The sequence below is a fragment of the Streptomyces sp. NPDC034037 genome, from assembly GCF_055575715.1.
In genome coordinates this window covers 553,777-579,466 of record NZ_JBVISC010000004.1, presented here as the reverse complement: position 1 = coordinate 579,466, position 25,690 = coordinate 553,777, and the positions used below count along the sequence as shown (strand labels likewise).

17 protein-coding genes and 1 pseudogene are annotated in these 25,690 nt (G+C 73.9%); 4 read left to right on the top strand and 14 right to left on the bottom strand.

Translation table 11 applies throughout. From position 1 onward, the window contains the following. Positions 1 to 39 precede the first annotated feature (39 nt). The 4 genes from ACZ516_RS17795 to ACZ516_RS17780 all read right to left on the bottom strand — a co-directional run bounded on the left by ACZ516_RS17795 (position 40) and on the right by ACZ516_RS17780 (position 4,436). Positions 40 to 1,341, bottom strand: a complete 1,302-nt coding sequence (locus ACZ516_RS17795; RefSeq protein WP_469010953.1) for a cytochrome P450 family protein — start codon at positions 1,339 to 1,341, stop codon at positions 40 to 42. A gap of 316 nt (positions 1,342 to 1,657) precedes the next feature. Next, a complete protein-coding gene (locus tag ACZ516_RS17790) occupies positions 1,658 to 2,632 on the bottom strand; it encodes a nucleoside triphosphate pyrophosphohydrolase (protein WP_361077687.1) in 975 nt (324 codons plus the stop codon). A gap of 60 nt (positions 2,633 to 2,692) precedes the next feature. After that, positions 2,693 to 3,355, bottom strand: a complete 663-nt coding sequence (locus ACZ516_RS17785; protein ID WP_469010951.1) for a SurA N-terminal domain-containing protein — start codon at positions 3,353 to 3,355, stop codon at positions 2,693 to 2,695. Between the two features lie 286 nt (positions 3,356 to 3,641). Beyond that, entirely contained in the window at positions 3,642 to 4,436 is a 795-nt protein-coding gene (locus ACZ516_RS17780) for an MBL fold metallo-hydrolase (protein ID WP_469010949.1), read from the bottom strand. An 81-nt stretch (positions 4,437 to 4,517) separates the two neighbouring features. On the opposite strand from ACZ516_RS17780, the gene ACZ516_RS17775 reads away from it, so the two are divergent. Next, positions 4,518 to 5,120, top strand: a complete 603-nt coding sequence (locus ACZ516_RS17775; protein WP_361077692.1) for an ABATE domain-containing protein — start codon at positions 4,518 to 4,520, stop codon at positions 5,118 to 5,120. A gap of 29 nt (positions 5,121 to 5,149) precedes the next feature. Here ACZ516_RS17775 and ACZ516_RS17770 read toward each other — a convergent pair whose 3' ends face one another. The 3 genes from ACZ516_RS17770 to ACZ516_RS17760 all read right to left on the bottom strand — a co-directional run bounded on the left by ACZ516_RS17770 (position 5,150) and on the right by ACZ516_RS17760 (position 9,416). Then, the gene (locus ACZ516_RS17770) at positions 5,150 to 6,673 is read right to left on the bottom strand and encodes a protein kinase domain-containing protein (protein WP_469011040.1); all 1,524 of its coding nucleotides are present in this window, start codon (positions 6,671 to 6,673) and stop codon (positions 5,150 to 5,152) included. Positions 6,674 to 6,705: 32 nt separating this feature from the next. Then, entirely contained in the window at positions 6,706 to 7,233 is a 528-nt protein-coding gene (locus tag ACZ516_RS17765; protein WP_361077695.1) for a hypothetical protein, read from the bottom strand. A gap of 128 nt (positions 7,234 to 7,361) precedes the next feature. Continuing rightward, positions 7,362 to 9,416 (bottom strand): N-6 DNA methylase, encoded by a 2,055-nt coding sequence (locus ACZ516_RS17760; protein WP_361077698.1) that lies wholly within the window; start codon positions 9,414 to 9,416, stop codon positions 7,362 to 7,364. 195 nt (positions 9,417 to 9,611) lie between these two features. Here ACZ516_RS17760 and ACZ516_RS17755 point away from each other — a divergent pair, with 195 nt between their 5' ends. Beyond that, on the top strand, positions 9,612 to 10,349 hold the full coding sequence (locus ACZ516_RS17755; protein ID WP_469011038.1) for a hypothetical protein: 738 nt from the start codon (positions 9,612 to 9,614) through the stop codon (positions 10,347 to 10,349). Positions 10,350 to 10,394: 45 nt separating this feature from the next. Here the strand turns inward: ACZ516_RS17755 and ACZ516_RS17750 are convergent, their stop codons facing one another. From ACZ516_RS17750 to mfd, 3 genes are all read right to left on the bottom strand, one after another. Then, positions 10,395 to 11,117, bottom strand: coding sequence for an HNH endonuclease family protein (locus ACZ516_RS17750; protein ID WP_467464384.1), 723 nt, complete (start codon positions 11,115 to 11,117; stop codon positions 10,395 to 10,397). Further along, complete coding sequence (locus ACZ516_RS17745; RefSeq protein WP_361077701.1) at positions 11,114 to 11,815, bottom strand: MOSC domain-containing protein; 702 nt, start codon at positions 11,813 to 11,815, stop codon at positions 11,114 to 11,116. The genes ACZ516_RS17750 and ACZ516_RS17745 overlap by 4 nt, the downstream gene beginning before the upstream one ends. 97 nt (positions 11,816 to 11,912) lie before the next feature. Beyond that, positions 11,913 to 15,443: a transcription-repair coupling factor gene (gene mfd, locus ACZ516_RS17740; protein ID WP_361077704.1), complete on the bottom strand. Its 3,531-nt coding sequence runs from the start codon at positions 15,441 to 15,443 to the stop codon at positions 11,913 to 11,915. A 210-nt stretch (positions 15,444 to 15,653) separates the two neighbouring features. Between mfd and ACZ516_RS17735 the strand changes: the two genes are divergently transcribed. Continuing rightward, complete coding sequence (locus tag ACZ516_RS17735) at positions 15,654 to 17,111, top strand: DUF2079 domain-containing protein (RefSeq protein ID WP_361077707.1); 1,458 nt, start codon at positions 15,654 to 15,656, stop codon at positions 17,109 to 17,111. A gap of 112 nt (positions 17,112 to 17,223) precedes the next feature. On the opposite strand, the gene ACZ516_RS17730 is transcribed toward ACZ516_RS17735, so the two are convergent. Together ACZ516_RS17730 and ACZ516_RS17725 are read right to left on the bottom strand one after the other, a co-directional pair. Continuing rightward, complete coding sequence (locus ACZ516_RS17730) at positions 17,224 to 19,806, bottom strand: ABC transporter permease (RefSeq protein ID WP_469010946.1); 2,583 nt, start codon at positions 19,804 to 19,806, stop codon at positions 17,224 to 17,226. After that, positions 19,803 to 20,591: an ABC transporter ATP-binding protein gene (locus ACZ516_RS17725; RefSeq protein ID WP_358586852.1), complete on the bottom strand. Its 789-nt coding sequence runs from the start codon at positions 20,589 to 20,591 to the stop codon at positions 19,803 to 19,805. The genes ACZ516_RS17730 and ACZ516_RS17725 overlap by 4 nt, the downstream gene beginning before the upstream one ends. Positions 20,592 to 20,921: 330 nt before the next feature. Between ACZ516_RS17725 and ACZ516_RS17720 the strand changes: the two are divergent. Continuing rightward, a pseudogene (locus tag ACZ516_RS17720) lies at positions 20,922 to 22,456 on the top strand (MDR family MFS transporter). Between the two features lie 161 nt (positions 22,457 to 22,617). Here ACZ516_RS17720 and ACZ516_RS17715 read toward each other — a convergent pair. Both ACZ516_RS17715 and ACZ516_RS17710 read right to left on the bottom strand, forming a co-directional pair. Then, positions 22,618 to 23,520, bottom strand: a complete 903-nt coding sequence (locus tag ACZ516_RS17715; RefSeq protein ID WP_358586854.1) for a coiled-coil domain-containing protein — start codon at positions 23,518 to 23,520, stop codon at positions 22,618 to 22,620. A gap of 215 nt (positions 23,521 to 23,735) precedes the next feature. Continuing rightward, a partial coding sequence (locus ACZ516_RS17710) for an SUKH-4 family immunity protein (RefSeq protein ID WP_469010945.1) occupies positions 23,736 to 25,690 on the bottom strand: 1,955 nt, incomplete at its 5' end.

Here is a 25,690-nt window from a genome sequence, read left to right as displayed (position 1 = left end):
ACGCGAAGATCACAGTCGTGACGTGTCGTCAGCCCCGGCTCATCCGGCGGCCGTTTCCTGTGCGGGTGTGAACTCCACCGGCAGGGTGCGCAGTCCCCGCATGATCAGGCCGCCACGCCAGCGCAAATCGGCCGGGTCGCCCGCGAGTTGCAGATCGGGAAGACGCCGCAGCAGCGTCGCGAGGGCGGTCTGGCCCTCCAGGCGGGCGAGTGGCGCGCCCAGGCAGTAGTGGATGCCGTGCCCGTACCCCAGGTGCTGGTTGTCGCGCCGGGACAGGTCCAGCGTGTCGGGCCGCTCGAAGCGCGCGGGGTCGCGGTCGGCGGCGGCGAGGACGACCAGGACGGGGTCGCCGGCGGCGATGTCCTGCCCGCCGACGGTCAGCGCCTCGGTCGCGAACCGCCAGGTGGCCAGCTCCACGGGGCCGTCGAAGCGCAGCAGTTCCTCCACGCCCGTCTCCAGCAGGGCGCTCTCGCCCCGCGCCAGGGCCGCCTGGAGCCGTGCCCGCTGCTCGGGGTGGGTCAGCAGGGCGTACACGCCGTTGCCGATGAGGTTCACGGTGGTCTCGAAGCCGGCGAAGAGAAGGATGAAGGCCATGGCGGCGGCCTCGTTCTCCGTGAGGTGCTCGCCGTGGTCGGAGGCGCGGATCAGGTCCGAGATGAGGTCGTCGCCGGGGTCGAGTCGCTTGCGGTGGATCAGCTCGGCCAGGTAGCCGCGCATCTTCTTCACCGACCGCGCCACCCCGCCCCGGGGGCCGCCGCCGTGGCGGATCATCATGCCCGCCCAGTCCCGGAAGTCGTCCTGGTCCTCGCGGGGGACGCCGAGGAGGTCGCAGATGGCGTAGATGGGGAGCGGGAAGGCGAACTCGTGGATGAGGTCGGCGCCGCCTTTGTCGGCGAAGGCGTCGATGAGGTCGTCCGTCAGCTCCTGGACCCGGGGGGCGAACCCGGCGACGCGGCGCGGGGTGAACGCCTTCGACACGAGGCGGCGCAGGCGGGTGTGGTCCGGCGGGTCGATGTTGAGCAGATGCGTCATCAGCTCCGCCTTGCGCTCGCCCGGGATGCCGGTCTTGCCCTTGGCGTGCGCGGGCTCGGCGTGGTGCGCCGGGTTCTTGCTGAGCCGCTGGTCGGCGAGCGCCTGCCGGGCGTCCGCGTAGCGGGTGACCAGCCAGGCCTCGACGCCGCTGGGCAGCGTGGTCCTGTGCACCGGGGAGTTCTCCCGCAGCCAGGCGTAGGCGGGGTAGGGGTCGGTGGCGAACTCCCAGCTGAAGAGTTCTGGCCCCTGGGCCTTGGGCGGGTTCTTTTGTGCTCCGGCGGCGGGGGGGCGGGGGTGGGGGTCTTGCATGCGGTGACCGTACCTGGCGAGTACTGGCCCCTGGGCCTTGGGCGGAACTCTTGGGTGCGGGGCCGCTGGGGCTGGTCGCGCCGTTCCCCGCGCCCCCCGGCGGGCGGGCTTCGCCGCCCCATTTCGCCTGCGGCGGGCCTTTCCGTGCGTGCGGGTGTGCTTTTGGTTGCTCGCGCCGTTCCCCGCGCCCCTGGGCGGGGCTGCGCCCGCCTTCCTCGCCTGCGGCGGGCCCTCTTCGTATGTGCGGGTGCGTCTTGGTTGCTCGCGCCGTTCCCCGCGCCCCTGGGGGGCGGGCTTTGCCCGGCCCCCCAGGGGGTTACGGGGTTGCGGTTTCTGCTGCTCTTACTGCGTCTCGGTAAGCTCGGGTCGTCTTGCGGAGGGCCTCCTCCGGGTCGATTCCTTGTGCTTCGGCGGTCAGGGCCAGGGTCAGGAGTTGGTGGCCCATGTCCTCGGCCGGGGGGAGTGGGACGTTCAGGCCCGCCGTTCGTACGCGTGAGGCCAGTTTCGCGGCCAGGGCCAGGGAGGGCTGGGCCAGGGGGATGCCCTCGGTGAGGGAGGTGCGCTGCTTCTCCTCGGCCTTGGTGCGCAGCCAGTGCGCCTTGACGTCCTCGGGGGTGTCCGCCGAGTCGTCGCCGAAGACGTGCGGGTGGCGGTGGATCAGCTTCTCCACGATGCCCGCCGCCACGTCGTCCACGGAGAACGGCTCCTGCGCGTCGTCCTCGGCGATACGGGCGTGGAAGACCACCTGGAGCAGTACGTCGCCGAGTTCCTCGCGCAGCTCCTCGCGGTCGCCGTCCTCGATCGCCTCGACCAGTTCGTACGCCTCCTCGATCGCGTACTTCGCCAGGCCCTCGTGCGTCTGCCGCGAGGACCACGGGCACTCGTCGCGGATCTGGTCCATGACCTGGACCAGGTCGAGCAGGCGCGCGCCGGGCAGGTCGTAGGAGGCGGGGAGCAGTTCCAGCTCGGGCATCGCGACGCGGCCGGAGCCGGCGAGGCGGGCCAGGCCGTCGGTGAGGGGCCGCTCGCCCTCGGCGGTGGCGACGACCAGGATCGTGCGGCCGCCCGCGCAGGCGGCCACCAGGTCCTCGGCGGTGGGCGAGGCCTGCGTCACGGCCACGCCCGCCTCCCGCAGGTACGGCAGCTGGGGGTGCCCGGCGTCGGCGCAGAGCACTTCGTCGGCCCCGTGCAGCGCCTGCCAGGCGGGCCACGACAGGAGGCCGGGGGCGACGCGGTGGCTGGTGGTCAGCAGGATGACTCGGCCGGCGGCCGCGGCGGTGGTGTCGTTCACCGGACGAACGTAACCCTCGGGCGTCCGGCGGGCACAACCCGGTCCACGGCCGGCCGGCGGCTACGCCTCGCGGTCCCCGGCGGGCGCCCCGGACCCGGTGACCTGGCGCACCCACGGTGTCCTGGCGTCCGCGCGCCTGTTCTTGTCGACGTCCCACGTGCCGTACCGGGGGTTGAGGTCGATGTCGAGCTTCTTGGAGGCCTGGGTCAGGGCCTTCCAGAAGAGGGCCTGGCCCTTCGGGGAGTTCATGTCGGCGCCGAGGCTCTTGGCGAGCTTCTGGGCCTCGATCTCCGTGCGGAGGTTGTCGTCGAGGCGGGCGGGGGCTACGCCGTACTGCTGGAGCCACCCCTGCTCCAGGGCCTTCCTGCCGCCCGCCTGCTTCTCCAGGTCCGCCCGCATGGTCTGGATGTCGCGGCGCGTGACACGGACCCCGGCGTCGGTGGCCGCGCGGTGCAGGACCTTGTCGAGGACCATCGTGTTCAGCGTGGCGCGGGTGAAGCCGCCGGACTTGGCGATGGTCTGCGCGTACTGCGCGTCGTCCGGGGTGGCGGCCCGCTGCGCGTCGCGTACCTCGTTCACCCGGCTCTCCAGCTGCGCGACCGTGATGCGGTGACCGCCGACGACGGCCGCGGCGCCGGGGTGCGCCTCGCTGCCGCAGGCGGTGAGGAGAGGGGTCGCGGCGAGCGCGGCGGTGGCGAGGACGAGCGCGGTGCGGCGGTGCAAGGTGGGCCTCCCGGTGGAGATTGTGCGGCGGTGCACAAAGTCTTGCGGTGATCGATGGTAGGCAGTGACCGTCTTCTCGGCCAGCTATTCGACAGCTATTCGCCCAACGATTTCCCGGGCTCCGAGGCACCCTTCGGCCGCAATTGTCATCGCGCGGCGCCCTGCTCCGTCGGTTCGCGGTCCACTTGGCGCGCCGGGAGGGTCCACACCGCGCCCGACGAGGCCGCGGTCCGGGTCGGCCGTGGTGGTGCGGGCCTCCGGCGGTACGGGCCCCGCGCGGGTGGGGTCAGCCGCGGACGCCGAAGTCGACGCGGTCGGCGAGACCGGCGGCGGCGAAGGCGGTGGCCAGTTCGTCGCGGCCCTCGGTGAAGTGGGCCCAGCTGTCGTAGTGGACGGGGACCACGCGGCCGGCGTCGAGGATCTTCGCGGCCCGGGCGGCCTGGGCGCTGTCCAGGACGATCACCTCGCCGCCGAAGAGGCCGGGGAAGCGGGGCGCGCCGGCGAAGAGCAGGGCCGTGTCCACCGGGGCGAAGCGCTCGGCGATGTCCTCGACCGCGCCGAGGGAGGCGTTGTCGCCGCTGACGTAGACGGTGGGCAGGCCCTCGCCGGTCAGGACGAAGCCGACGACCTCGCCGGCGATCGGCTCGACGTCCTCGCGTGCGCCGGGGCCGTGGATGGCGGGCACGCCGGTGACGGTGACCGTGCCGGGTCCGCCGTCCCGGCGCTCCAGCTCGATCGACTGCCAGTCGGCGAGGCCGGTGGCCCGCGCGCCGAGACGCTCCCCGCCGCCGGGGGTGGTGAGGGTCAGCGGGACGTCGGCGAGCAGGGCCCGGCCGGAGGTGTCGAGGTTGTCGGCGTGCTCGTCGTGCGAGAGCAGGACCACGTCGACACGGCCGAGGTCGGCCGGGCTGCCGTCGGGCCCCGCCGTCTTGGTCAGCGTGACGGCCGGTGCCGGGTGCTCGCCGGGGCCGTCGAAGGTCGGGTCGGTGAGAAAGCGCAGGCCGCCGTAGTCGAAGAGGGCGGTCGGGCCGCCGAAGACGCGGACGGGGAACGGGGCGCGCTGCGGGGTCGGGGAAGACACGAGAGGATTCCTCACGGATAGATGGCGTGTTAACCGTGAGATGACTGTAGGCACGCCTCACGGATGAACGCAACCCGTACCATGAGAAGCGTGGAAGAAAGCGTGCGGGAAGAAGCCGCCCTCCCGGCGGCACCGGGCGAGGCGGAACACCCCGCCCTGGCCCTGGCCAACAGCGCCGTCGCCCTGCCCGGCGGGCACACGGCCGACCTCCTGGGCAGCCCGGCGCGGGCCGAGCAGTGGCTGGCGCGGCGCGACCTCGCCCCGGCCGACGCCGGCCTGGCGGAAATGTGCGCGTCGCAGCTGCGCTCCCTGCGCGAACAGGTCAGGTCACTCCTGGCCGCCCGCGTCGCCGGCCTGCCCGCCCTGCCCGCCGCCGTCACGGCGATCAACGACGCGATGACCCGCGTCCCCACCGCGTCCTTGCTGCTGTGGGACGAGAGGACCGGCCCCCGCCGGGCCGCCCCCCACCCCACCACCGCGATCGTCGAACACGCCCTGGCCGCCCTCGCCACCGACGCGGCCGACCTGCTCACCGGCCCCGAGGCCGCCCGGCTGACCGCCTGCGCCTCCCCGCCCTGCAACCGCTTCCTGCTCAAGCACGGCCGCCGCCAGTGGTGCTCCACCCGCTGCGGCGACCGCGCCCGCGCCGCCCGCGCCTACGCCCGCCGCACCGCGACGGACTGACGACGCCACGGCTCGGTTCGCGTCACGCCCTAGCCGCGCACCTGTCCGAGCCACTGGAGGGTGCGGCGGATCTCCGCCGGGAAGGGGTGGGCCGGGCCGTGCAGCAGCTCCGCGTCGTGCAGCAGCCGGGCCAGCGTGTCGTGGGCGGCGGCCCGGTCGCCGAGGGCCAGCAGCAGTTGGCCCATGCGGCGGCGGATCTCCAGGGACTGGCGCCGGTCGTCCGTCGCGTACTGGTTCTCGTAGTAGGGGAGCAGCGCGCGGTACTCGGCGAGGGCCGCGGCCGGTTCGCCTAGCTGTTCCAGGCACTGCGCGGCCTCGTAGCGGAACTGGAGCGAGTGCGGGTCGGCGTGGCCCGACTCGGCGGCCCGCTCGTCGGCCAGGCGCCGCAGCTCGGGCAGGGCGCGGCGGTACTGGCCGTCGTCCATGAGCGTGGCGGCGTACTGCTTGCGCAGTGTGCGTACGACGGGTGAGTGCTCGCCGTGTTCGGCGGCCGCGGCCGGCAGGATCGCGCCGAGGATGTCGACGGCCTGGGTGATGTGGCCCTGGCCGAGGAGCCGCTTGACGTCCTCGACGGCCCGGACGACGTCCTGGCGCGGTGGCGCGCCGGGCGGCCGCGGCGGTATGCCGGGGGTGGGCGCGGGCGTCGCGGCGCGGTCCGGCCAGGGCGCGTGCGGGCGCAGGAAGGGCCGGGTGGGGTCGAGGGGGCGGCCCGAGGGGGTGCCGCGGGCGGGCAGCAGCGGCGCCAGTTCCTCGTAGACCTGCTGGGCGCTGCCGGGCCGGTGCTGGGGGTCCTTGGCGAGCAGCCGCAGGACCAGGGCCTCCAGTGCCTCGGGCACCTCGGGGCGCAGCCGGCGCACGGGCAGCGGCGGCTCGTAGAGGTGGCGGTGCAGGACGCCGAGGGCGGTGGAGCCGGCGAACGGCACCTCGCCGCTGAGGAGTTCGTGCATGAGGACGCCGAGCGCGTAGAGGTCGGTGTACGGGCCGACGGCGCCGCCCATCGCCTGCTCGGGCGCCATGTACGCGGGGCTGCCGATCGGCGAGCCGGTGTGGGTGAGGCGGGTGGTGTCGGTGTCCATGACGGACGCGATGCCGAGGTCCAGGACGCTGATCGTGCCGTCCTGCTTGACCATCACGTTCCGCGGCTTGAGGTCCCGGTGCACGATCGGCACCGCGTGCACGGCGGAGAGCACGGCGCACAGCTGCGCGGCGACGGCGACCGTCCACTGCCAGGGGTAGGGGTCGTGTTCGGCGAGGTGGTCGCCGAGGTCCGCGCCGTCGACGTACTGCATGACGAGGAAGAGCGCCCCGTCCTCGGAGGGTTCGCTGCCCGCGTCGTGCACGGTGACCAGGCCGGGGTGGTCGACCTGCGCGGTGACGCGGCACTCGCGCACGAAGCGGCGGCGCAGCTCCTCGGCCTCGGCGCCCGCGACCCGGTCGGGGCGCAGCAGCTTCACGGCGACCCGGCGGTCCAGGCGCTGGTCGTAGGCCGTCCAGACCTGGCCCATGCCGCCCTGGCCGATGAGCGTGGAGAGTTCGTAGCGTCCCGCGACCACGCGGCCGCCGGGCCCTGTCCCCTGCGTCACGGTCAGTGGCCGCCCTGCTGCTTGCGCAGGTAGTCGCTGAGCTCGTCCAGCTCGGCGCGGACCTGGTGGATGCGGACGGGCGCGGGGGGCGCGGCCGGGGGCGGGGTGTCCTGGAGGGGCGGTGCCTGCGGGTAGCCGTACGCGGGCTGGGCCAAGGGCGGCGCGTAGCCGGTGAAGGCCGGCTGCCGGAGGCGGCCGAAGTGGCGTATCTCCGCGAAGAGGTAGTAGGCGACGGCGGCCATCAGCGTGCAGAGCAGAACGATCATGCCCGCGTTGCCCGGACCCTGGAACTCGTCCTCGCCGGGGTCCACGCCGATCAGCACGAGCGCGGTGACGTCGAGTGCCGTCGCGAGGGCGAAGACGCCCCAGTCGTGCGCCTTGCGGGTCACGATCGCGAGCCGCAGCAGCGGCGCCCACGCGAGCAGGCCGCAGGTCATGACGGCGAGCACGACGAACATCACGCGCAGCGTCAACTGCGAACCCCCCGCCGGGGGCGGTGGCTGCTGCGGCGCGTAGCCGTGGCCGTGCATGGCTGCTCCTGGTGACTGACCGAAGGACGAACGAACGCGGATCGAGCGTATAGGCCGACTCCGGGAAGCGGTCCCGGGTGGTACCGAACCGTTGCCGTACTGCTCACGCGGGCGGGGCGGGCGGGGCCTCACTCCGGTGGCAGCGCGTCCTCCGTCAGGCCGTCGTGCATGCCGCGCACCAGCCGCTCCCCGAGCCGGCCCACCAGGCGCAGCGCGTCCTCGAAGGCGGCCAGTTCGCGGAACCGTTCGCTGTACGCGCGCTGCCCGGGGAGCGGCAGCCGGGGCAGCTGGAGGCGGCGCACGTCGAGCCGGGCGGCGGTGGAGGCGTAGCTGCTGGCGCGGCGGTGGCCCGCGGTGCCGCGCAGGAAGCCCGCGAGGAACCACGGGTCGAGGGCGGCCGGGTCGGGGCGCAGCAGGGTGAGGCCGCGGCCGAGCGCGGCGCCGGCGGTGGCCTCGTCGACGACGAGGGCCGCGGCGCCGCCGCCGAAGACGGGGACGACGACGTCGCCGGGCTCGGTGCGCACGACCGTGTCGTCCGGCGTGCCGTCGAGGGCGGCCCCGGAGGGCGCGCCGCCGGTCAGGACGTCGTGGTCGGTGAGCACGGGCGTGCCGGCGCTTCCCGCGCCGGTGCCGGTGTGCAGGGTGAGGGCTCCCGCGCGGGCCAGTTCGCCGACGGTGGTCACCGGGGGGTGCGGGGTGCCCGCGGGCTCCTTCGGGGCGAGCGGCGGGGTGAGGTCGGCGGCGCGGCGCAGGGCCTCGCCGAGGCTCTCCCGCACGCTCGCCAGCTCCGGGGCGTCGCCGCCGGTGGTGGCGGGCGGCAACCGGCGGGCGGGGGCCAGGTCGACCTCGTCGTCGAGGAGTTCGAGCACCGGCACCGAGCGGGCGAGGCCGGGCCGCTCCTCGGCGGTGCCGTGCCGGTCGAAGTGGTGCCAGGCGTCGAGCACGGCGTCCCGCACGGCGGACCAGGGCTGTCTGTCGCGGCCATCGGCGGCCAGGACCCCGGCGGCCTCCACGAGCAGCAGCTCGGGCGCGGGCCGCGTGGCGGGGCCGGGTCTGCGCAGCACCCAGATGTGCAGGGGGAGGTTGTACGGGGGGGCCGCGCCGGCGGGCAGCGCGATGACCGCGCGCAGGGCGCCGCGGCGCAGCAGGTCGGCGCGGATGCGGCGGCCCGAGCGGCGGGAGGCGGCGGCGGGCGGCATCAGCAGGACGGCGGTGCCGCCGTCGACGAGGCGGGCCAAGGCGTGCTGGACCCACGCCAGTTCGGATTCCGCGCGGGCCGGGAAGCCGTACTCCCAGCGGGCGTCGTAGGCCAGTTCGTCGTGGCCCCAGTTGCGGTCGTTGAACGGGGGGTGGCAGAGCACGGCGTCGGCCCTGCGGTCGTCGTAGGCGTCGGCGCGCAGGGTGTCGGCGGCCATGGTGCGCACGCTCGCATCGGAGTGCAGGGCGAGGCGCAGGGCGGTGAGGGCGGCGAGTTCGGGCGCGCTGTCCTGCCCGTACAGGTGCCGGCCGGGGCGCTGGGGCACGGCGCGCAGCAGGGCGCCGGTGCCGCAGGCGGGGTCGAGGACGGTGGGGGCGGGGCCGGCGAGTTCGGCCATGAGGGCGGCGGGGCCCGGGGGCGTGAGGGTGTACTGGCGGGGGTTGGCGTCGGTCTGCCGGCCCAGCAGGAACTCGTAGGTCTGCTGGGCGCCCAGTTCGGCGGCGAGTTCGGCGACGGCGCGCAACAGCGGTGCGGAGGGCAGGAGTTCGGTGGGGCCGGGGACGCGGACCGCCCGTTCGCGGCGGGTCCCGAGGCGCGCGGTGACGACGTCTTCGAGTTCGCCGGGCAGCAGCCGCGCCAGCCGTTCGTCGGACACGGCGGCGAGGGCGAGCCAGGCGGGCGGTCTGTCGCGGATCAGGAGCAGGGCGCAGCCGGCGTGCAGGAGCGCGGTGACGGGCCCGGCGGGGTGTCCGGCGAGTTGCTGCCAGACGCGTTCGCGCAGGGGGACCTGGACGAGCTTGCCCTGGGCGCGCAGCCACCGCTCGACGTCGGCGAGGGCGAAGGAGGGGCTGGTCTCCGTGCCGCCGACGGGTTTGGGGAAGTCCCCGTGCCGGCGGCGCCAGTTGCTGACGGCGGCGCGGCCCACCCCGGCCAGCCGGGCGATCCCGGCGGCGGTCACCTCGGTCGCGTCGTCCCGCGGCTTCATCCAGCAGCTCCCCTCGTCGCGCGGGGTCAGTCGCGCGCCGTCGAGCATACCCAGCCGATCACCGGCACGGACGGTTTCACGGTTGTTAACCACCGACCTCCACGGCATCGTGTTGACTCGGTTCACACGAATCTGTTGTGATGTCTCCATCAACCGACTTCCCCGGGGGGAACTCCCATGCGTCACCACCCGCGTCTGCGCCGTACCGCGATCGCCGCCGTCTGCCTCGCCACCGCCGCCACGGCGGGCCTCACGGCCTGTGGCAGCGAGAACGACAAGGCCGACGCCCCGAAGGGCCCCTTCGCCGGGCTGTCCGGCGGCGAGATCGCCGACAAGGCCGTCAAGGCGACCTCGGGCGCCACGTCCCTGCGCATCAAGGGCGACGTCCCGGACGGCGCGGCCGGCCTGATCTCGCTGGACATGGCCATGGACACCAAGGGCAAGTGCGCGGGCATCATGGGCATGAACAAGGAGGGCACGGTCGAACTGATCGTCCCGGGCAAGACCGTGTACATGAAGTACGACGAGAAGTTCCTGCGCGCGCAGGGCAAGGGGGAGCCCAAGGCCGACGTGCAGGCCTCGGTGGACATGCTCGCGGACCACTGGGTGAAGACGAAGGCGACCAGCGACGACGCGAAGGAGATCGCCGCGTTCTGCGACCTCGACGTCGTCCTCGCCGACTTCAAGGACGTCAGCTCCGACGCCCGCAGGGGCGGAACGACCAAGGTCGACGGCACCCCCGCCATCAAGCTCACGGAGACCGACGGCAAGGAGAAGTACACCCTCTACGTCGCCACCGAGGGCAAGCCCTACCTGCTGCGGATCGACACGCACAAGGGCGGCAAGGTCGACACCCTACAGTTCACCGACTACGACAAGCCGGTGAAGGCGACCCCGCCCACCGGTGACGTCCTCGACCTCGACAAGCTGTAAGGCCCATGCCGTAAAGCCCAGGGCTCGTCACCGGCGGCGTTGCCGTCAGCGGGCGTGGAAGCGGTTCGGGGCCGTCGTCGGGGCCGGACCGGTCGGCAGCTTCTTGTCGGGGCAGGTGGACAGCACCTTCTTCATCGCGTCCCGCTCGGCCGCCGTCACCCACACCCCGTACTTCTTCTTCACCCCGACCTGACCGGCCACGTACGTGCAGCGGTAGGCCTTGTTCGGCGGCAGCCAGGTCGCCGTGTCGCCGTCGCCCTTGCCGCGGTTGGGGCCCGCGTCGACGGCGAGGAGGTTCAGCGGGTCGTTGGCGAAGGCGATGCGCTTGCTCGGCTCCCAGCGGGCCGCGCCCTTCTGCCAGGCGTCCGACAGCGCCACCAGGTGGTCGATGTCGACCTGGCTGCGACCGCGCCGGAACGTCACCTCCCGGCCGGTGTAGGGGTCCGGCGCGAGCTTGCCGGCGGCGACCTGGCAGTCCTTCCCCCGGTACACGACGTCCTTCAGGTCCCGCTTGAGTATGTCGTCCCGGGTCGGGCAGCCGTTGGAGTCCGTGTCGGCCCACGCGCTGCCGAACCGGCTCCGGTCGTACCCGGTCTTCGGCGCCCGGCCCTTGACGGTGAGCGTGTCGACGGCGGCCAGCGCGGAGCCCGCCCCGGCGTCCGGCCCCGCGGCGCCCCCGCCGCCCTCCCCGACGCCGGACCCGCAGCCGGTGAGCAGCGCGGGGACGGCGGCCAGCGCGAGCAGCGCGGAGGTCAGACGGCGGTTCACCGGGCGGCCACCTTCGCGCCGAGGGCGAGCGGGGCGGGGGCGAGGACCTCGGCGTACACGCCCGCGCACATGCCGCGGGCCTCGGCGAGGGTCTTCAGGACGCGTTCGTCGGCGGGCAGTCCGTGCTGGGCCTGGGTGACCATGACGCAGCGCTTGACGCGTGCGTCCACGCGCAGCCGCAGCGGCTCCCCCGAACCGTCGCCGAGGGTGATCTCACCGCCCACCCAGCTCTCCTCGATCCAGGGTTCGTCCGTCTCGACCACGATGTTCTTGCGCAGCCGCCGTACGTCGAGGGGGTCGGCGTCCCCGAGCAGGTCGCCGATCGCGCGCAGCGAGGCGGTGCCGACGAGGGAGACCCCGGCGGCGTCCTGGTGGCCGGCCTCGCCCTCGCGCGCCAGCTCGACGCCCTCGCCGAAGAGCTCGGGGACCCGGGGGTCGCCGGGGCGCAGCGTCGTGCCGTCCGGGGCCGTGACCACGGGGGCGCCGTCCGCCTCGTACACCGCGCGGTACTTCATGAGGTCCGCGACGCGGCGGAAGCGCCGGCTGTTCTTGCCGCTGCCCAGCTTGCCGTCCGCGAACCGAAGGGCCCACAGCCGGTCGCCGACGACGCCGCGCGCGTCGAGGTCGAGGCGCTCGTGGTCCTCCCCCAGCATCGACTTCACCGGAAAACGGGCCAGACCGACAACCGTGAACGACACGGCGCTCTCCCTCCCCTGGGCTGACTAACCGGCCCCCACCGTAGCGGCGGCCGCCACCGTGGCGGCGGCCCGGCCCTCCCCCGCCCCCGGACCCGCGCTACGAGCCCAGGATCGTCGTCAGGAACTCCCCGACCCACCCGAGGAGTTCGCGGCCGACCAGCGGCTTGCCGCCGACCTTCGCGGTCTTGGGGCGCGGCACCAGGATCTGGTGGGCGTTCGCCCTGATGACCGTGCCCGGGTAGAGGCGCTTGAGCCGCAGCTCCTGCGACTCGCGCAACTCCACCGGCGCGAAGCGGATGTTGTTGCCCTGCAGGACGATCTCGCCGACCTCGCAGGCCCGCGCGAGCATCCGCAGGCCCGCGACGAGCAGGAGGTTCTCCACCGGCTCCGGCAGCTTGCCGTAGCGGTCGGTCAGCTCCTCGCGCACCGCCTTGACGTCCTCCTCCGTGGTGGCGGAGGCGATCGCCCGGTAGGCCTGGAGACGCAGCCGCTCGCCGGGGGCGTAGTCGTGCGGGACGTGCGCGTCCACCGGCAGCTCGATCTTGACCTCCAGGGGCGGCTCCTCCTCCACCCCGCCCTCCAGCGAGGCGCGGTAGTCGGCCACCGCCTCGCCGACCATGCGGACGTACAGGTCGAAGCCGACGCCCGCGATGTGCCCGGACTGCTCGCCGCCGAGGAGGTTGCCGGCGCCGCGGATCTCCAGGTCCTTCATCGCCACGTACATGCCCGCGCCCATCTCCGTGTGCTGGGCGATGGTCGCCAGGCGCTCGTGGGCGGTCTCCGTGAGGGGCTTCTCCGGCGGGTAGAGGAAGTAGGCGTAGCCGCGGTCGCGGCCCCGGCCGACGCGGCCGCGCAGCTGGTGGAGCTGGGAGAGGCCGAAGTTGTCGCCGCGCTCCACGATCAGGGTGTTGGCGTTGGAGATGTCGATGCCGGACTCGACGATCGTCGTGGAGACGAGCACGTCGAACTTCTTCTCCCAGAAGTCCACGACGACCTGCTCCAGGGCCTGTTCGCTCATCTGGCCGTGGGCGATCGCGATCCGCGCCTCGGGCACGATGTCGCGCAGCCGGGCCGCCGCGCGGTCGATGGACTCGACGCGGTTGTGGATGTAGAAGACCTGGCCCTCGCGCAGCAGTTCACGGCGGATGGCCGCGCCGATCTGCCTCTCCTCGTAGGGGCCCACGAAGGTCAGGACCGGGTGGCGCTCCTCGGGCGGGGTGGTGATCGTGGACATCTCCCGGATGCCGGTGACCGCCATTTCGAGCGTACGGGGGATGGGGGTGGCCGACATGGTGAGCACGTCGACGTTGGCCCGCAACTTCTTCAGCTGCTCCTTGTGCTCGACGCCGAAGCGCTGCTCCTCGTCGACGATGACCAGGCCTAGGTCCTTGAACTTGGTCTCGGAGGAGAACAGGCGGTGCGTGCCGATGACGATGTCCACCGAGCCGTCGCGCAGCCCCTCCAGGGTCGCCTTGGACTCGGTCTCCGTCTGGAAGCGGCTGAGCGCCTTCACGTTGACGGGGAACTGGGAGTAGCGCTCGGAGAAGGTGCCGAAGTGCTGCTGCACCAGGAGCGTGGTGGGCACGAGGACGGCGACCTGCTTGCCGTCCTGCACCGCCTTGAAGGCCGCGCGCACGGCGATCTCCGTCTTGCCGTAGCCGACGTCGCCGCAGATCAGGCGGTCCATCGGGACCGTCTTCTCCATGTCCTCCTTGACCTCGGCGATCGTGGTCAGCTGGTCGGGCGTCTCCGCGTACGGGAAGGCGTCCTCCAGCTCGCGCTGCCAGGGCGTGTCGGGGGCGAAGGCGTGGCCGGGCGCGGCCATGCGGGCGGAGTACAGCTTGATGAGGTCGGCGGCGATCTCCTTGACGGCCTTCTTCGCGCGCGCCTTGGTCTTGGTCCAGTCGGCGCCGCCGAGGCGGTGCAGGGTCGGCGCCTCACCGCCGACGTACTTGGTGATCTGCTCCAGCTGGTCGGTGGGGATGTACAGCCGGTCGCCGGGCTGGCCGCGCTTGGCGGGGGCGTACTCCACGACGAGGTACTCGCGGGTCGCGCCCTGGACGGTGCGCTGCACCATCTCGATGTAGCGGCCGACGCCGTGCTGCTCGTGGACGATGTAGTCGCCGGCCTCCAGGGTCAGCGGGTCGATCGTCTTGCGGCGGCGCGCGGGCATGCGCCGGCCGTCCTTGCCGGCCGCCTTCTGGCCCGACAGGTCGGTCTCGGTGAGGACGGCGAGCTTCAGCGCGGGGTCGACGAAGCCGAAGTCGATCGAGCCGCAGGAGACGTGCACCAGCGACGGCGTCAGCTCGGTGAGGTCGCCGTCCAGACGGGCGGCGATGCCCTCGCCGCCGAGGACCTCCACGGTGCGGGCGGCGGGGCCGTGCCCCTCGGTGACGTAGACGGTGCGCCAGCCGTCGGCGAGCCAGCCCTTGGTGTCGGCCAGCGCCTTCGCGGTGTCGCCGCGGTAGGACTCCGGGGCGTGCATGCCGAGCTTGAGGGTGTCCGCGTCCAGCTCCTCGTCGGCGGCGAAGGGGCTCACCGACCACCACATCATGCCGAGGTCGCGCGCGTGGTCCCGGACGTCCGCGATGCCCCACAGGGAGGCCGCGCCCACGTCGATCGGCGCCTCCCCGCCGCCGGCCGTCGCCGCCCAGCTGGCCTGGAGGAACTCCTGCGAGGTCGCCACCAGGTCCGCCGCGCGCGTGCGCACCCGCTCCGGGTCGCAGACCACCGCCATGCTGTTCTTCGGCATGACGTCGAGCAGCAGCTCCATCTCGTCCACCAGGACCGGGGCGAGGGACTCCATGCCCTCGACGGCGATGCCCTCGGCGATCTTGCCGAGCAGCTCGCCCAGCTCCGGGTGGCGCTCGGCGAGGGCCGCGGCCCGCTGCCGTACGTCGTCGGTGAGCAGCAGCTCACGGCAGGGCGGCGCCCACAGGCCGTGCTCGGCGACCTCCAGGGAGCGCTGGTCGGCGACCTTGAAGTAGCGGATCTCCTCGACGTCGTCGCCCCAGAACTCCACGCGCAGCGGGTGTTCCTCGGTCGGCGGGAAGACGTCGAGGATGCCGCCGCGCACGGCGAACTCCCCGCGCTTCTCGACCAGCTCGACCCGCGCGTACGCGGCCGCCGCGAGCGCGCCGACGACCTCGCCCAGGTCAGCGCTCTGCCCGGCGCGCAGAGCCACGGGCTCCAGGTCGCCCAGGCCCTTGACCTGCGGCTGGAGCACCGAGCGGACGGGCGCGACGATGACGGAGACCGGGCCGGTCTCGGGGTCGTCCGGGCGGGGGTGGGCCAGGCGCCGCAGGACCGCGAGGCGGCGGCCGACCGTGTCGGAGCGGGGCGAGAGGCGCTCGTGCGGCAGCGTCTCCCAGGAGGGGTAGTCCACGACGCCGTCCGGCGGCAGGATCGTGCGCAGCGCGGCGGCCAGGTCCTCCGCCTCGCGGCCCGTGGCCGTCACGGCGAGGACGGGGCGGCCGCTCTCGCGGGCCAGTGCCGCCACGGCGAAGGGGCGCGCCGCGGGCGGCCCGACCAGGTCGACGTGCGAGCGGTGGCCGTCGGTGGCGGCCTTGACCGCCTCGGCGAGTGCCGCGTCCTTGACGACAGCGTCGAGCAGACCGTGCAGGCTCATGGAAGGCTTTCTCTCGGGCCGGGGGGCCTCCAGCCTACGACTCCGGGTCGGCCGGCGCGGGCCCTTGGCCCGGGGTGCCCGGTGGGGCGGGGCCCTCTCTGGCGCACAATGTTGCGACAACGGGATGGGAAGGCCCCCGCCACGGGGGCTCCGCCCCGGACCCGCTCCTCGGACGCCGGAGGAGCCGAATCCGACCAGGAAGTCACCCCCATGCCCGGAGCACAGCCCGACGCCCCCGCGCAGGAGCGCGGCGACGAGCTCATACCGTCGCGGGACCAGGCCCGTCCCGGCCCCCGCCCAGGGACCCGCGGCGTCTGGGACCGCGTCCCGCATCTCCTCGCCGGCGCGCTGTTCCTCGCGTACGCCGTCGTGTCCATCGGGCGCCACCGGCGCATGGAGACCCGCTCCTGGGACCTCGGGATCTTCGAGCAGGCCGTGCGGGCCTACGCGCACCTCCGGGCGCCGGTCGCCGACCTCAAGGGGCCCGGCGCCAACATCCTCGGCGACCACTTCAGCCCCGTCACCGCGCTCCTCGCGCCCGCCTACCGGCTCTTCCCCTCGCCCGTCACCCTGCTCGTCGCGCAGGCGCTGCTCCTCGCCCTCTCCGCGATCCCCGTCACGCGGGCCGCGACCCGGCTGCTCGGGCGGGTGTCTGGGCTCGCCGTCGGGGTCGCCTACGGCCTGTCCTGGGGCATCCAGCGCGCCGTCGACTTCGACTTCCACGAGATCTGCTTCGCCGTACCGCTGATCGCGTTCTCCCTGGAGGCCCTGCTGCGGCAGCGGTGGCGGGCCGCGCTGCTGTGGGCGCTGCCGCTGGTCCTCGTCAAGGAGGACCTCGGGCTCACGCTCGCCGCGATCGCGCTCGTCGTGGCGTTCCGCGCGCACCGGCGCGGCCACGCGAAGGCGGTGCCCGAGGCCCTCGCCGTGGCCGCCTTCGGCGCGGTCGCCGCCCTGGTCACGCTCACCCTGGTCATTCCCGCGTTCAACTCGGGCGGCGCGTACGACTACTGGGACAAGGTCGGGGAGGGCGGCGCGGCCTCCGGGGCGTTCGACGGGCTCGGCACGAAGCTGCGCACCCTCGCCTGGCTGCTGATCCCCACCACCGGGCTGCTCGCCCTGCGCTCACCGCTGCTGCTGGTCGCGCTGCCCACGCTCGGCTGGCGCTTCCTGTCCGGCGACGACCACTACTGGGGCACCGACTGGCACTACAGCGCCGTCCTGATGCCGGTGCTGCTGCTCGCCCTCGTCGACGCCGTGGACGTCTCCCGCCGCAGCGGGCGGCCGTGGCTGCGCCAGTACGCCGACCGGCTCCCGGCCTGTGTCGCGGCCGCCGCGCTCGCCCTGACCACGTCCTTGCCGCTCGCGGGTCTCACCGAGGCCGGCACCTACCGCAAGAGCGGGCAGGTGGTGGCGGTGGAGCGGATGCTGGAGCGGGTGCCGGACGACGCCACCGTGGAGGCGAACATCGGGCCCATCAGCCGGCTCACCTCCCGCGCCCGCGTCTTCTGGGTGGGCGCAGCCCGCCCGGTCGTCCCCCGGTACGTGGCCCTCGACATCCGCTCGGGCTGGACGAAGGACCCGGTCGCGTACGCCGAGAAGCTGCACCCCGGCACCCATTACGTGGCGGAGGACGCCGCGTACGGCTACGTCCTGCTGCGCAGGGTCTGAGGCAAGGCCCCCGCGCGGGGCACGGGCGGGGGCGCGGACGGCAGACGGCCCCGGCGGACGCGCGTCGCGCGTCCGCCGGGGCCGGTCTCCCCCCGCACCCCCGTGGCGGAGGCTATTCGGTGGCGATCGCGTTCAGGACGTTCATCCGGCCGGCCCGGAAGGCCGGGACCAGTGCGGCGAACAGGCCCACGAACGCCGACCCGATGAAGACCGCGATGATCGTCGGCCACGGGATCTCCAGGACCTTCAGTCCCTCCAGGGCGAGGAGCTTCTGGGCCGTCGCCCCCCAGCCCATGCCGAGCCCGAGGCCCAGCAGTGCCCCGAAGAGGGCGATGACCACCGACTCCAGGCGGATCATGCGGCGCAGCTGGCGGCGCGAGAGGCCGATGGCGCGCATCAGGCCTATCTCGCGGGTGCGCTCGACCACCGAGAGGGCCAGGGTGTTCACCACGCCGAGGATGGCGACGATGATCGCGAGGCCGAGCAGGCCATAGACCATGTTCAGCATCTGGCCGACCTGGTTCTTCAGGTCCTCCTTGAAGTCCGTCTGGTCCATGACCTTGTACTGGGGGTAGGTGGCCAGGGAGTCCTTCAGGGACTTGTAGGCGGCGTCCTGTTGGCCCTTGTCGGCCGTGGCGAACATGATGGAGTTCTGCGGCATCCGGTCCGCCGGGAGGTACTTCGCCACGGTCGTGATGTTCGTGTACATCGCGCCCTTGTCGACGGAGCTTTCGTCCGAGGTGATCGCCGCGAGCCTCAGCTCGGCCGTCCTGCCGTGCTCGAAGGCGAGCTTCACCTCGTCGCCGACCTTCAGCTTGTACTTCTTCGCGAAGTCGTCACCGACCGACATGGCGTTCTCGCCGTAGGCGGCGGACAGTTCGCCGGCGACCGTCTCGCGGCGCAGGTCCTCGGCGTACGTCGGGTCGGCGGCGCTGAGGCCGATGCCGTCCGCCGTCCTGCCGCCGGGCGTGGTCAGGTCCGCCTCGACCTCCTTGTAGCGGGTGATGTGGCCGATGTGGTCGGCCTTCCCCAGGGCCGCGGCGGCCTTCTCCGTGATGAAGCCGCCGGGCTGGGTGGGCCGCACGATGAAGTCCGCGCCGACGGACTTGTCCAGCTCGTCCGTGGCGGAGGCGACCATGGAGGAGCCGACCACCGAGAGGCAGGCGACCAGCGCGAGGCCGATCATCAGGGCCGCGCCGGTGGCGCCGGTGCGGCGCGGGTTGCGCAGGGCGTTGCGCTCGGCCATCCGGCCGACCGGGCCGAAGACCCGCAGCAGGACCGCGCTGAGGACCCGGACGACACCGGAGGCGAGCACCGGGCCGATGACGACGAAGCCGATGAGGGTCAGGACGATCCCGCCGCCGAGGAAGAGCGAGCCCTCCTTGGCCTCGTCGGCCCGCGCGGCGGTGTAGAGGCCGAGGACGCCGACGCCGGTGAGGACCAGGCCGATGACGGCGCGCAGCGCGCCCGCCCTGCCGTCGGCCGGGGTGCCCGCGTCGCGCAGGGCGGCCATCGGGGAGACCTTGCCGGCCCGGCGCGCGGGGAGGTAGGCGGCGAGGACGGTGACGACGACGCCGAGGACCATGCCGACCACGGGGGTCGTCCAGTTGACGGTGAGGTCGCCGGTGGACAGTTCCATGCCGATGCCCGACATGAGCTTCATCAGTCCGACGGCGAGGCCGATGCCCGCGCCGACACCGAGGACGGAGCCGAACACACCGAGCAGCAGGGCCTCGACGAGCACGGAGCGGTTGACCTGCTTGCGGCTGGAGCCGATGGCGCGCATCAGGCCGATCTCGCGGGTGCGCTGGGCGACCAGCATCGAGAACGTGTTGATGATCAGGAAGATGCCGACGAGGAAGGCGATCCCGGCGAAGCCGAGCATCGCGTACTTCATGACGTCCAGGAAGCTGCTGACGGACTTGCGGTTGTCGTCGGCGGTCTCCTTCTGCGTCTTGATGTCGTAGGCGCTCCTGTCCAGGGCGGCCGCCACGTTCGCCTTCAGCCGGGTGTCGCTGACGCCCGCGGCGGCGGTGAGGTTGAGGTGGGTGAACCGGCCGGTGGCGCCGAGCAGTTCGCGCTGGGCGGTGGCGGTGTCGAAGTAGACGATCGCGGCGCCGGGGTTGGTGACCTTGAAGGTGGCGATGCCGGAGATCTTCGCGGTGTGCTCGCCGGTGGCGGCGATGGTGCGCAGCCTGTCGCCGATCTTCAGGTCGTGCTTGTCGGCCGTGTCGGCGTCGACCATCATCTCGGTGGGTCCGCGCGGGGCGTGGCCCGAGGTGATGTCCATCGAACGCAGTTCGTTGCGCGTCCAGTTGCCGGCGATGGTCGGGCCGCCGTTGCTCGGGCCCAGGTTCTTGTTGTCGGAGTCGACGACGGTCACGCTCTGGCTGGCGACCGCGCCCTCGGCGGCCCGGACGCCATCGGCCTTCTTCACCTCGGTGAGGACGGAGGCGGGCAGCGACTCCGGTCTGCCGCTGCGCGGTGCCTCGTTCGGGTCCTCGGCGGACTTGGGGGAGACCGTGACATCGGCGGACGTCGCCGCGAAGAGCTTGTCGAAGGTGGTGCCCATCGTGTCGGAGAAGACGAGCGTGCCGCACACGAACGCCACCGACAGGACCACGGCCACCGCGGAGAGCGCCATCCGGCCCTTGTGCGCGAAGAAGTTGCGCATCGAGGTCTTGAGGACGGTCATGACGTGCGCCCCCGGGCGTCGAAGGACTTCATGCGGTCCAGGACCTGGTCGGCGGTCGGGTGGTGCATCTCGTCCACGATCCGGCCGTCGGCGAGGTACAGCACCCGGTCCGCGTACGAGGCGGCGACCGGGTCGTGCGTGACCATCACGATGGTCTGGCCCAGGTCGGTCACCGAGCGGCGCAGGAAGCCCAACACCTCCGCCCCGGCACGGGAGTCGAGGTTCCCGGTCGGCTCGTCACCGAAGATGATCTCCGGCTGGGAGGCGAGCGCGCGGGCCACGGCGACGCGCTGCTGCTGGCCGCCGGACAGCTCGGTCGGGCGGTGCTTGAGGCGCCCGGCGAGGCCCACGGTCTCCACGACCTGGTCGAGCCAGGCACGGTCGGGCCTGCGGCCGGCTATGTCCATGGGGAGCGTGATGTTCTCCAGCGCGTTGAGCGTCGGGAGGAGGTTGAACGCCTGGAAGATGAAGCCGATCCGGTCCCGGCGCAGCTGCGTGAGCTTCTTGTCCTTCAGGCCGGTGATCTCGGTCTCGTCCAGGTGGATCTGCCCGGAGGTGACGGTGTCGAGACCGGCGAGGCAGTGCATCAGGGTGGACTTGCCGGAGCCGGAGGGGCCCATGATCGCGGTGAACTGCCCGCGGGCGATGTCCACGTCGATGTGGTCGAGCGCGACGACCCGGGTCTCCCCCGAGCCGTACGCCTTCACGACCTGGCGTGCCCGTGCCGCCACGGCCGTACGCCCTCCAGTGCCCCCGTGCCTGGGTGTGGTCACAGCCGATGTCACGGTACGTCTCCTATGTCGGTCATGCGGTGAAGCGGATGTCGTGAAGTCTTCGCCGTACGAAGAAGTCTGGTGCCCCCGAGTGGTCCGGCGCCCTGGTGCTCGGCCCAGTCTTTTGCGGGGGAAAACCCCACCCCCACGGGTGCGGTGCGCCATAAAGCCAATCTAAGGACCGGCCGGGGCCCGCTCATCCTCCGGCAGTACGAGCCCTCCCCGGTCCGTAGTACGGAGGTTCCCCTAGGGGATCTCCACCCGCTGGTGGAGGTCGCCTCAGGGTTCGCTCCACCCTGCCCTCCACCCCCCACGGGTGAGAAAGTGGCCCGCAGCAACTGGGTGCAGGGGGAAGGGATCGCCGTGGACGCGCAGCACGCGATACGCAACCGGGGCGCGGTCGTCGCCGCGCTGATGCTGGCCATGGCGCTGACCGCGGTGGACGCCACGATCGTGTCGACCGCCGTCCCCCAGATCGTGGGCTCGCTCGCGGCTTCCCGATCTTCTCCTGGCTCTTCTCCGGATACCTCCTGGCCGCCACGGTCACCCTGCCCGTCTACGGCAAGCTCTCCGACACCTTCGGCCGCAAGCCCGTGCTCCTCACGGGCTGCGTGCTGTTCCTGCTCGGCTCGGCCCTGTGCGCGCTCGCCTGGAACATGGAGTCGCTCATCGCCTTCCGCGTCGTGCAGGGCCTCGGCGGCGGCGCCATCCAGGGCACCGTCCAGACGCTCGCCGCGGACCTGTACCCGCTGAAGGAACGCCCCAGGATCCAGGCGCGGTTGTCGACCGTGTGGGCCGCCTCGTCGGTCGCGGGCCCGGCCCTCGGCGGCCTCATCGCCTCCTCGGCCCACTGGCGCTGGATCTTCCTCGTCAATCTGCCGATCGGGGCGCTCGCCCTCTGGCTGATCGCGCGTCACCTGCACGAGCCGGCCCGGGAGGCGGTGGCGCGGGGCCGCGTCGACTGGCCCGGCGCGCTCGCCGTCTTCGCCTGCGGCGGCGTACTGCTGACCGCGCTCGTGCAGGGCGGCGTCGCCTGGCCGTGGCTCTCGGCGCCCTCGCTCGCGCTGTTCGCCGCCGGGCTCGCGCTGGTGGCCGTCGTCGTCCTCGTCGAACGGCGGGCCGCGGAGCCGATCATCCCCGGCTGGGTGTGGCGGCGGCGCACCATCGCCGCGGTGAACCTCGCGCTCGGCGCGCTCGGCCTGCTGATGGTCGCCCCCACGGTCTTCCTGCCCGCCTACGCCCAGTCCGTACTCGGACTCGCCCCGGTCGCCGCCGGGTTCGTGCTCTCCGTGATGACCCTGAGCTGGCCGGTCTCCGCCGCGTTCAGCCAGCACGTGTACCGCAGGATCGGCTTCCGGGACACCGCGGTCGCCGGCATCCTCGCGGCCGCCCTGATCCTGTGCGCCTTCCCCCTGCTCCCCTACCCCGGCAGCGCCTGGCAGCCCGCGCTGGTCATGCTGCTCCTCGGCGCGGCGCTCGGCCTCGTCCAGCTGCCGCTGATCGTCGGCGTGCAGTCCACCGTCGGCTGGGCCGAGCGCGGCACCGCCACCGCGTCCGTCCTGTTCTGCCGCCAGATCGGCCAGACCCTCGGCGCCGCCCTCTTCGGCGCGGTGGCCAACGGCGTACTGAGCGCACGGCTGGGCGGCTCCGGCTCACTCGACTCCGTGGCCCGCGCCCTTAAGGACCCCGGCTCCGTCGCCGACCCGGAGCGGCTGCGCCGGGCGGTGGACGCGGCGGTCGACGCCGTCTACATCGGCGCGGCCTGCGCGGCCGCCCTCGCCCTGCTCGCCCTGCTCCTCGTCGCCCCGCGCCGCTTCCCGGTCCTCAAGGACCCGCGCCCACAAAAGGACCTCCAGCACCGAAGCAGCACGGGGTGACGGGCGTGCGGGGGGGTTGACGGGCGGGCATGGGTGACGGGCCGCCACGGGGTGGACTGGCCCGCATGGTGTGGACGGGGTGGAGGGGCCGGGCACGGGGAACGGGCCGGGCGGCGGAGAGATCCGCCGTGTGGCGCCGGGGCGGCCCCGCGCCGGAGGGGCTACGGCGTCTCCTCCGCCGGGGCCCGGCCCGTGAGGGCCGCGAGGCTGCTCCGTACGTGATCCATGTGCGCCCGCACCTCGTCCCAGCGCTCCCCGTGCTCCCGCAGCACCCGCTCCGTCTCCCGGATGATCCGCTCCTCCCGCAGCCGCGCCTGGGCGACGATCTCCGCGCCCCGCGCCTGCGCGTCCTCCTCCCCGTGCCGCGCGGCCTCCTCCGTCTCGGCGAAGGCCCGCTTGGCCGCGGCCAGCCGCGCCTCGGCGGCGGCGATCCGCTCCGTGTCGCGCGCGTCCGCCGCCGTCTCCCGCTCGGCGATCTCCCGCTCGGCCGCCTCCCACCGCTCGGCCTGCTCCTTCTCCCGCTCGGCGAGCAGCCCCTCGCACCGCTGCCGCGTCTCCCGCAGCGCGGCCAGCGCCTCGCCGCGCCACTCCTTGACGTCCCGCCGGGCGGAAATGCGGGCGTCGTCGGCCGTGGCCCGGTCCTCCAGGAGCCGCCGCCTGACCCATTCGTCGGCTTCGGCGGTCACCTCGTCGGCGTACGCGCGGGCCGCCTCCCGCACCTCGCGCCCCTCGGCGTCCGCCTCCTCCGTCTCGGCCCGCGCCTGCGCCCGCGCCGCCTCCCCCACCGCGGCCGCCTCCGCCTCCGCGAGCGCCAGGATCTGCCGGGCCCGTTCGCCGAGCGTCTCGTACGTCTGCGGGGCGAGCCGTGAGACCGCGTCCCGCAGCTGCTCGGCCCGGGCCTCCATGTCCTTGGCCAGTACGGTCAGCCGGGCGGCGCGCTCCCACGCCTCGTCCCGCTCCCGGGAAAGACCGGCCGCGTACGCCTCCACCTGCCGGGGCCGGTAGCCGCGCCCACGCACGGTGGTGAAGCCGTGCGGCGACGGCGATGCACCGCTGCTGCTCATCCTGGGAACCCCTCTCCGACGTACCTCACGCGTACAGCGCGATTGGCGCACATCTTGATGGATCAAGCGGAAGCGCTCATAACGCGACACTCCGCCCGCTCCACCCGGTCAAGGATGCGGTAATCGCCCCGGAAACCCGAAAGCCCCCGGCACGCGAAGGCGCCCGGCCCGTCGTACGGGCCGAGCGCCTTCCGCGGTCTTCGTGCGCCGCCGGTCTAGAGCAGCCCGTCCCACATCTGTTCCAGGAGCACCGACCACCAGCTCTCCGGTGACGCGAGCGCCGCCGGGTCCAGGGCGGCCAGCTGGTCCTGGAAGTCGACGGTCCAGCGGCCCGCCTGCTCCTGGTTGAGACCGAAGCGCAGCCGCCACATCCGGCCGAGCAGCGCCATGCAGCGCGCGAACTCGGGCAGCCCCGTGTTCACGAACTGCGGCGGCACGGGGGCGCCGCCGGGACCGGCCTCCACCGGCACGGCCACGATGTTCGCCGTGCCGTACTGGACGCAGAGCGCGCGCCCGAAGTCGCTGCCCATCACCAGGTACGAGCCCGCGTCCGACGCCGGCCGCACGCCCCGCTCCTGCGCCAGCTCCGCCAGCGTCGGCACCGGCCGGCCGGGCTGGGCCTGCGCCCAGAAGAACGGCCCGAAGTCGACGGGCAGCCCCGCCACCACGAGGGTGTGCGCCACGAGGTCCGGCACGCCCTGCCGGGACACCGCCCGCTGGTCGAAGCGGAAGATGCCCGGGCCGAAGGCCGCGGCCAGCTCCTGCGCGACGCCCTCCGGCGGGATCGCCGGGACGGGCGGCAGCTGCCGCACCTGCGCGCGCACCGGCGCCGGGCGGGCCGGGCCGTCCGCCACCTGGTGCAACTCGCCCTGGTGCGCGAGGAGTTCCCGCATGCCCTGCTGGCGGGACGCGTGGTCCCTGCCGTACGGGGCGATGGAGGTGATCCGCGCCTGCGGCCACGTCTCCCGGATCATGCGGGCGCAGTACGCGCCCGGCAGCTCGCAGGACTCCAGTTCGGTGTGGAGTTCCAGCACCTGCTGCGGCGGCACGTTCATGCCGCGCAGCTCGTGCAGGATCTGCCACTCCGGGTGCGGGGTGCCGGGCGCCGAGCGGCGGATGAGCTGCTGCTCGGAGCCGTCGCCCGCGCGGTAGCGCAGTACGGCCTGGTAGCCGGGGCCCACGGTGGGCCGGCCGACGGGCGGCTGCGGATAGCCGTACGGCTGTCCGGGCGGCCCGGGCGGTACCGGCGCCGACGGAGGCGGCATCCCGGGGCCGCCCGGGCCGCCGACGGCGGGCCCGGCGAGCATCGTCGCCGCGTGGTGGACGCCACCGCCGCCGGGGGGCGGCGGAGTGCCGGGGGCGCCAGGAGCGCCGGGGGGCCCGGGGGGCTGGGGCGCGCCAGGAACCCCTGGGGGCCCGGGCGGCTGCGGGGCACCGGGCGGCTTGATCCCGCCGGGCCCGCCGAGGCTCGGGTCCGCGAACATGGTCGCGGCGTGATGCACCCCGCCCGGAGGCGTACCGGGCGGCCCGGGCGGTCCCGGAGGCTGGGGTGCGCCGGGAGCGCCGGGCGGTCCGGGGGGCCCGGGCGGCTGCGGGGCGCCGGGCGGCTTGATTCCGCCGGGGCCGCCGAGGCTCGGGTCAGCGAACATCGTCGCGGCATGGTGCACCCCGCCCGGAGGCGTACCGGGGGCCCCGGGGGGCTGTGGGGCGGCGGGCGGCTTGGGCCCCTCGGGGCCGAGCGAGGAGACGAGCTGCGTCGGGACGTAACCGCCGGCGGGCGTACCGGGAGCGCCGGGCCCCGAAGGCGGCGGCGTCGCTCCAGCGGGCCGGGGCTCCTCCTGCGCCGCGCCGGGACCGGCACCGTCGCCCCCCTGCGGATACCCGTACGCGGAAGCATCCGGCGCGGGCGGCACGGGCGAACCCGACGACGCCTGCGGCCCCTTGCCCCCACCCGCGACCGGCCCCTGCGGGTAGCCGTACGCGGAAGCATCCGGCACCCGCGGCGGCGGAGGCGGAAGAGACGGCCCGGCGGACCCACCCGCACCCTGCGCCGCCGACGAACCCGGCCCACCCGCGACCGGCCCCTGCGGATACCCGTACGCGGAAGCATCCGGCACCCCGGGCGGAGGCGGGACGGACGGCCCGGCGGGCCCCTGCGCCCCACCCGCGC

Excerpts from the sequence above, each read along its gene's own strand:
- ACZ516_RS17795 (WP_469010953.1), bottom strand. The coding sequence starts at position 1,341 with ATGCAAGACCCCCACCCCCGCCCCCCCGCCGCCGGAGCACAAAAGAAC.
- ACZ516_RS17775 (WP_361077692.1), top strand. The coding sequence starts at position 4,518 with ATGAGAAGCGTGGAAGAAAGCGTGCGGGAAGAAGCCGCCCTCCCGGCG.
- ACZ516_RS17765 (WP_361077695.1), bottom strand. The coding sequence starts at position 7,233 with ATGCACGGCCACGGCTACGCGCCGCAGCAGCCACCGCCCCCGGCGGGG.
- ACZ516_RS17760 (WP_361077698.1), bottom strand. The coding sequence starts at position 9,416 with ATGAAGCCGCGGGACGACGCGACCGAGGTGACCGCCGCCGGGATCGCC.
- mfd (WP_361077704.1), bottom strand. The coding sequence starts at position 15,443 with ATGAGCCTGCACGGTCTGCTCGACGCTGTCGTCAAGGACGCGGCACTC.
- ACZ516_RS17735 (WP_361077707.1), top strand. The coding sequence starts at position 15,654 with ATGCCCGGAGCACAGCCCGACGCCCCCGCGCAGGAGCGCGGCGACGAG.
- ACZ516_RS17730 (WP_469010946.1), bottom strand. The coding sequence starts at position 19,806 with ATGACCGTCCTCAAGACCTCGATGCGCAACTTCTTCGCGCACAAGGGC.
- ACZ516_RS17715 (WP_358586854.1), bottom strand. The coding sequence starts at position 23,520 with ATGAGCAGCAGCGGTGCATCGCCGTCGCCGCACGGCTTCACCACCGTG.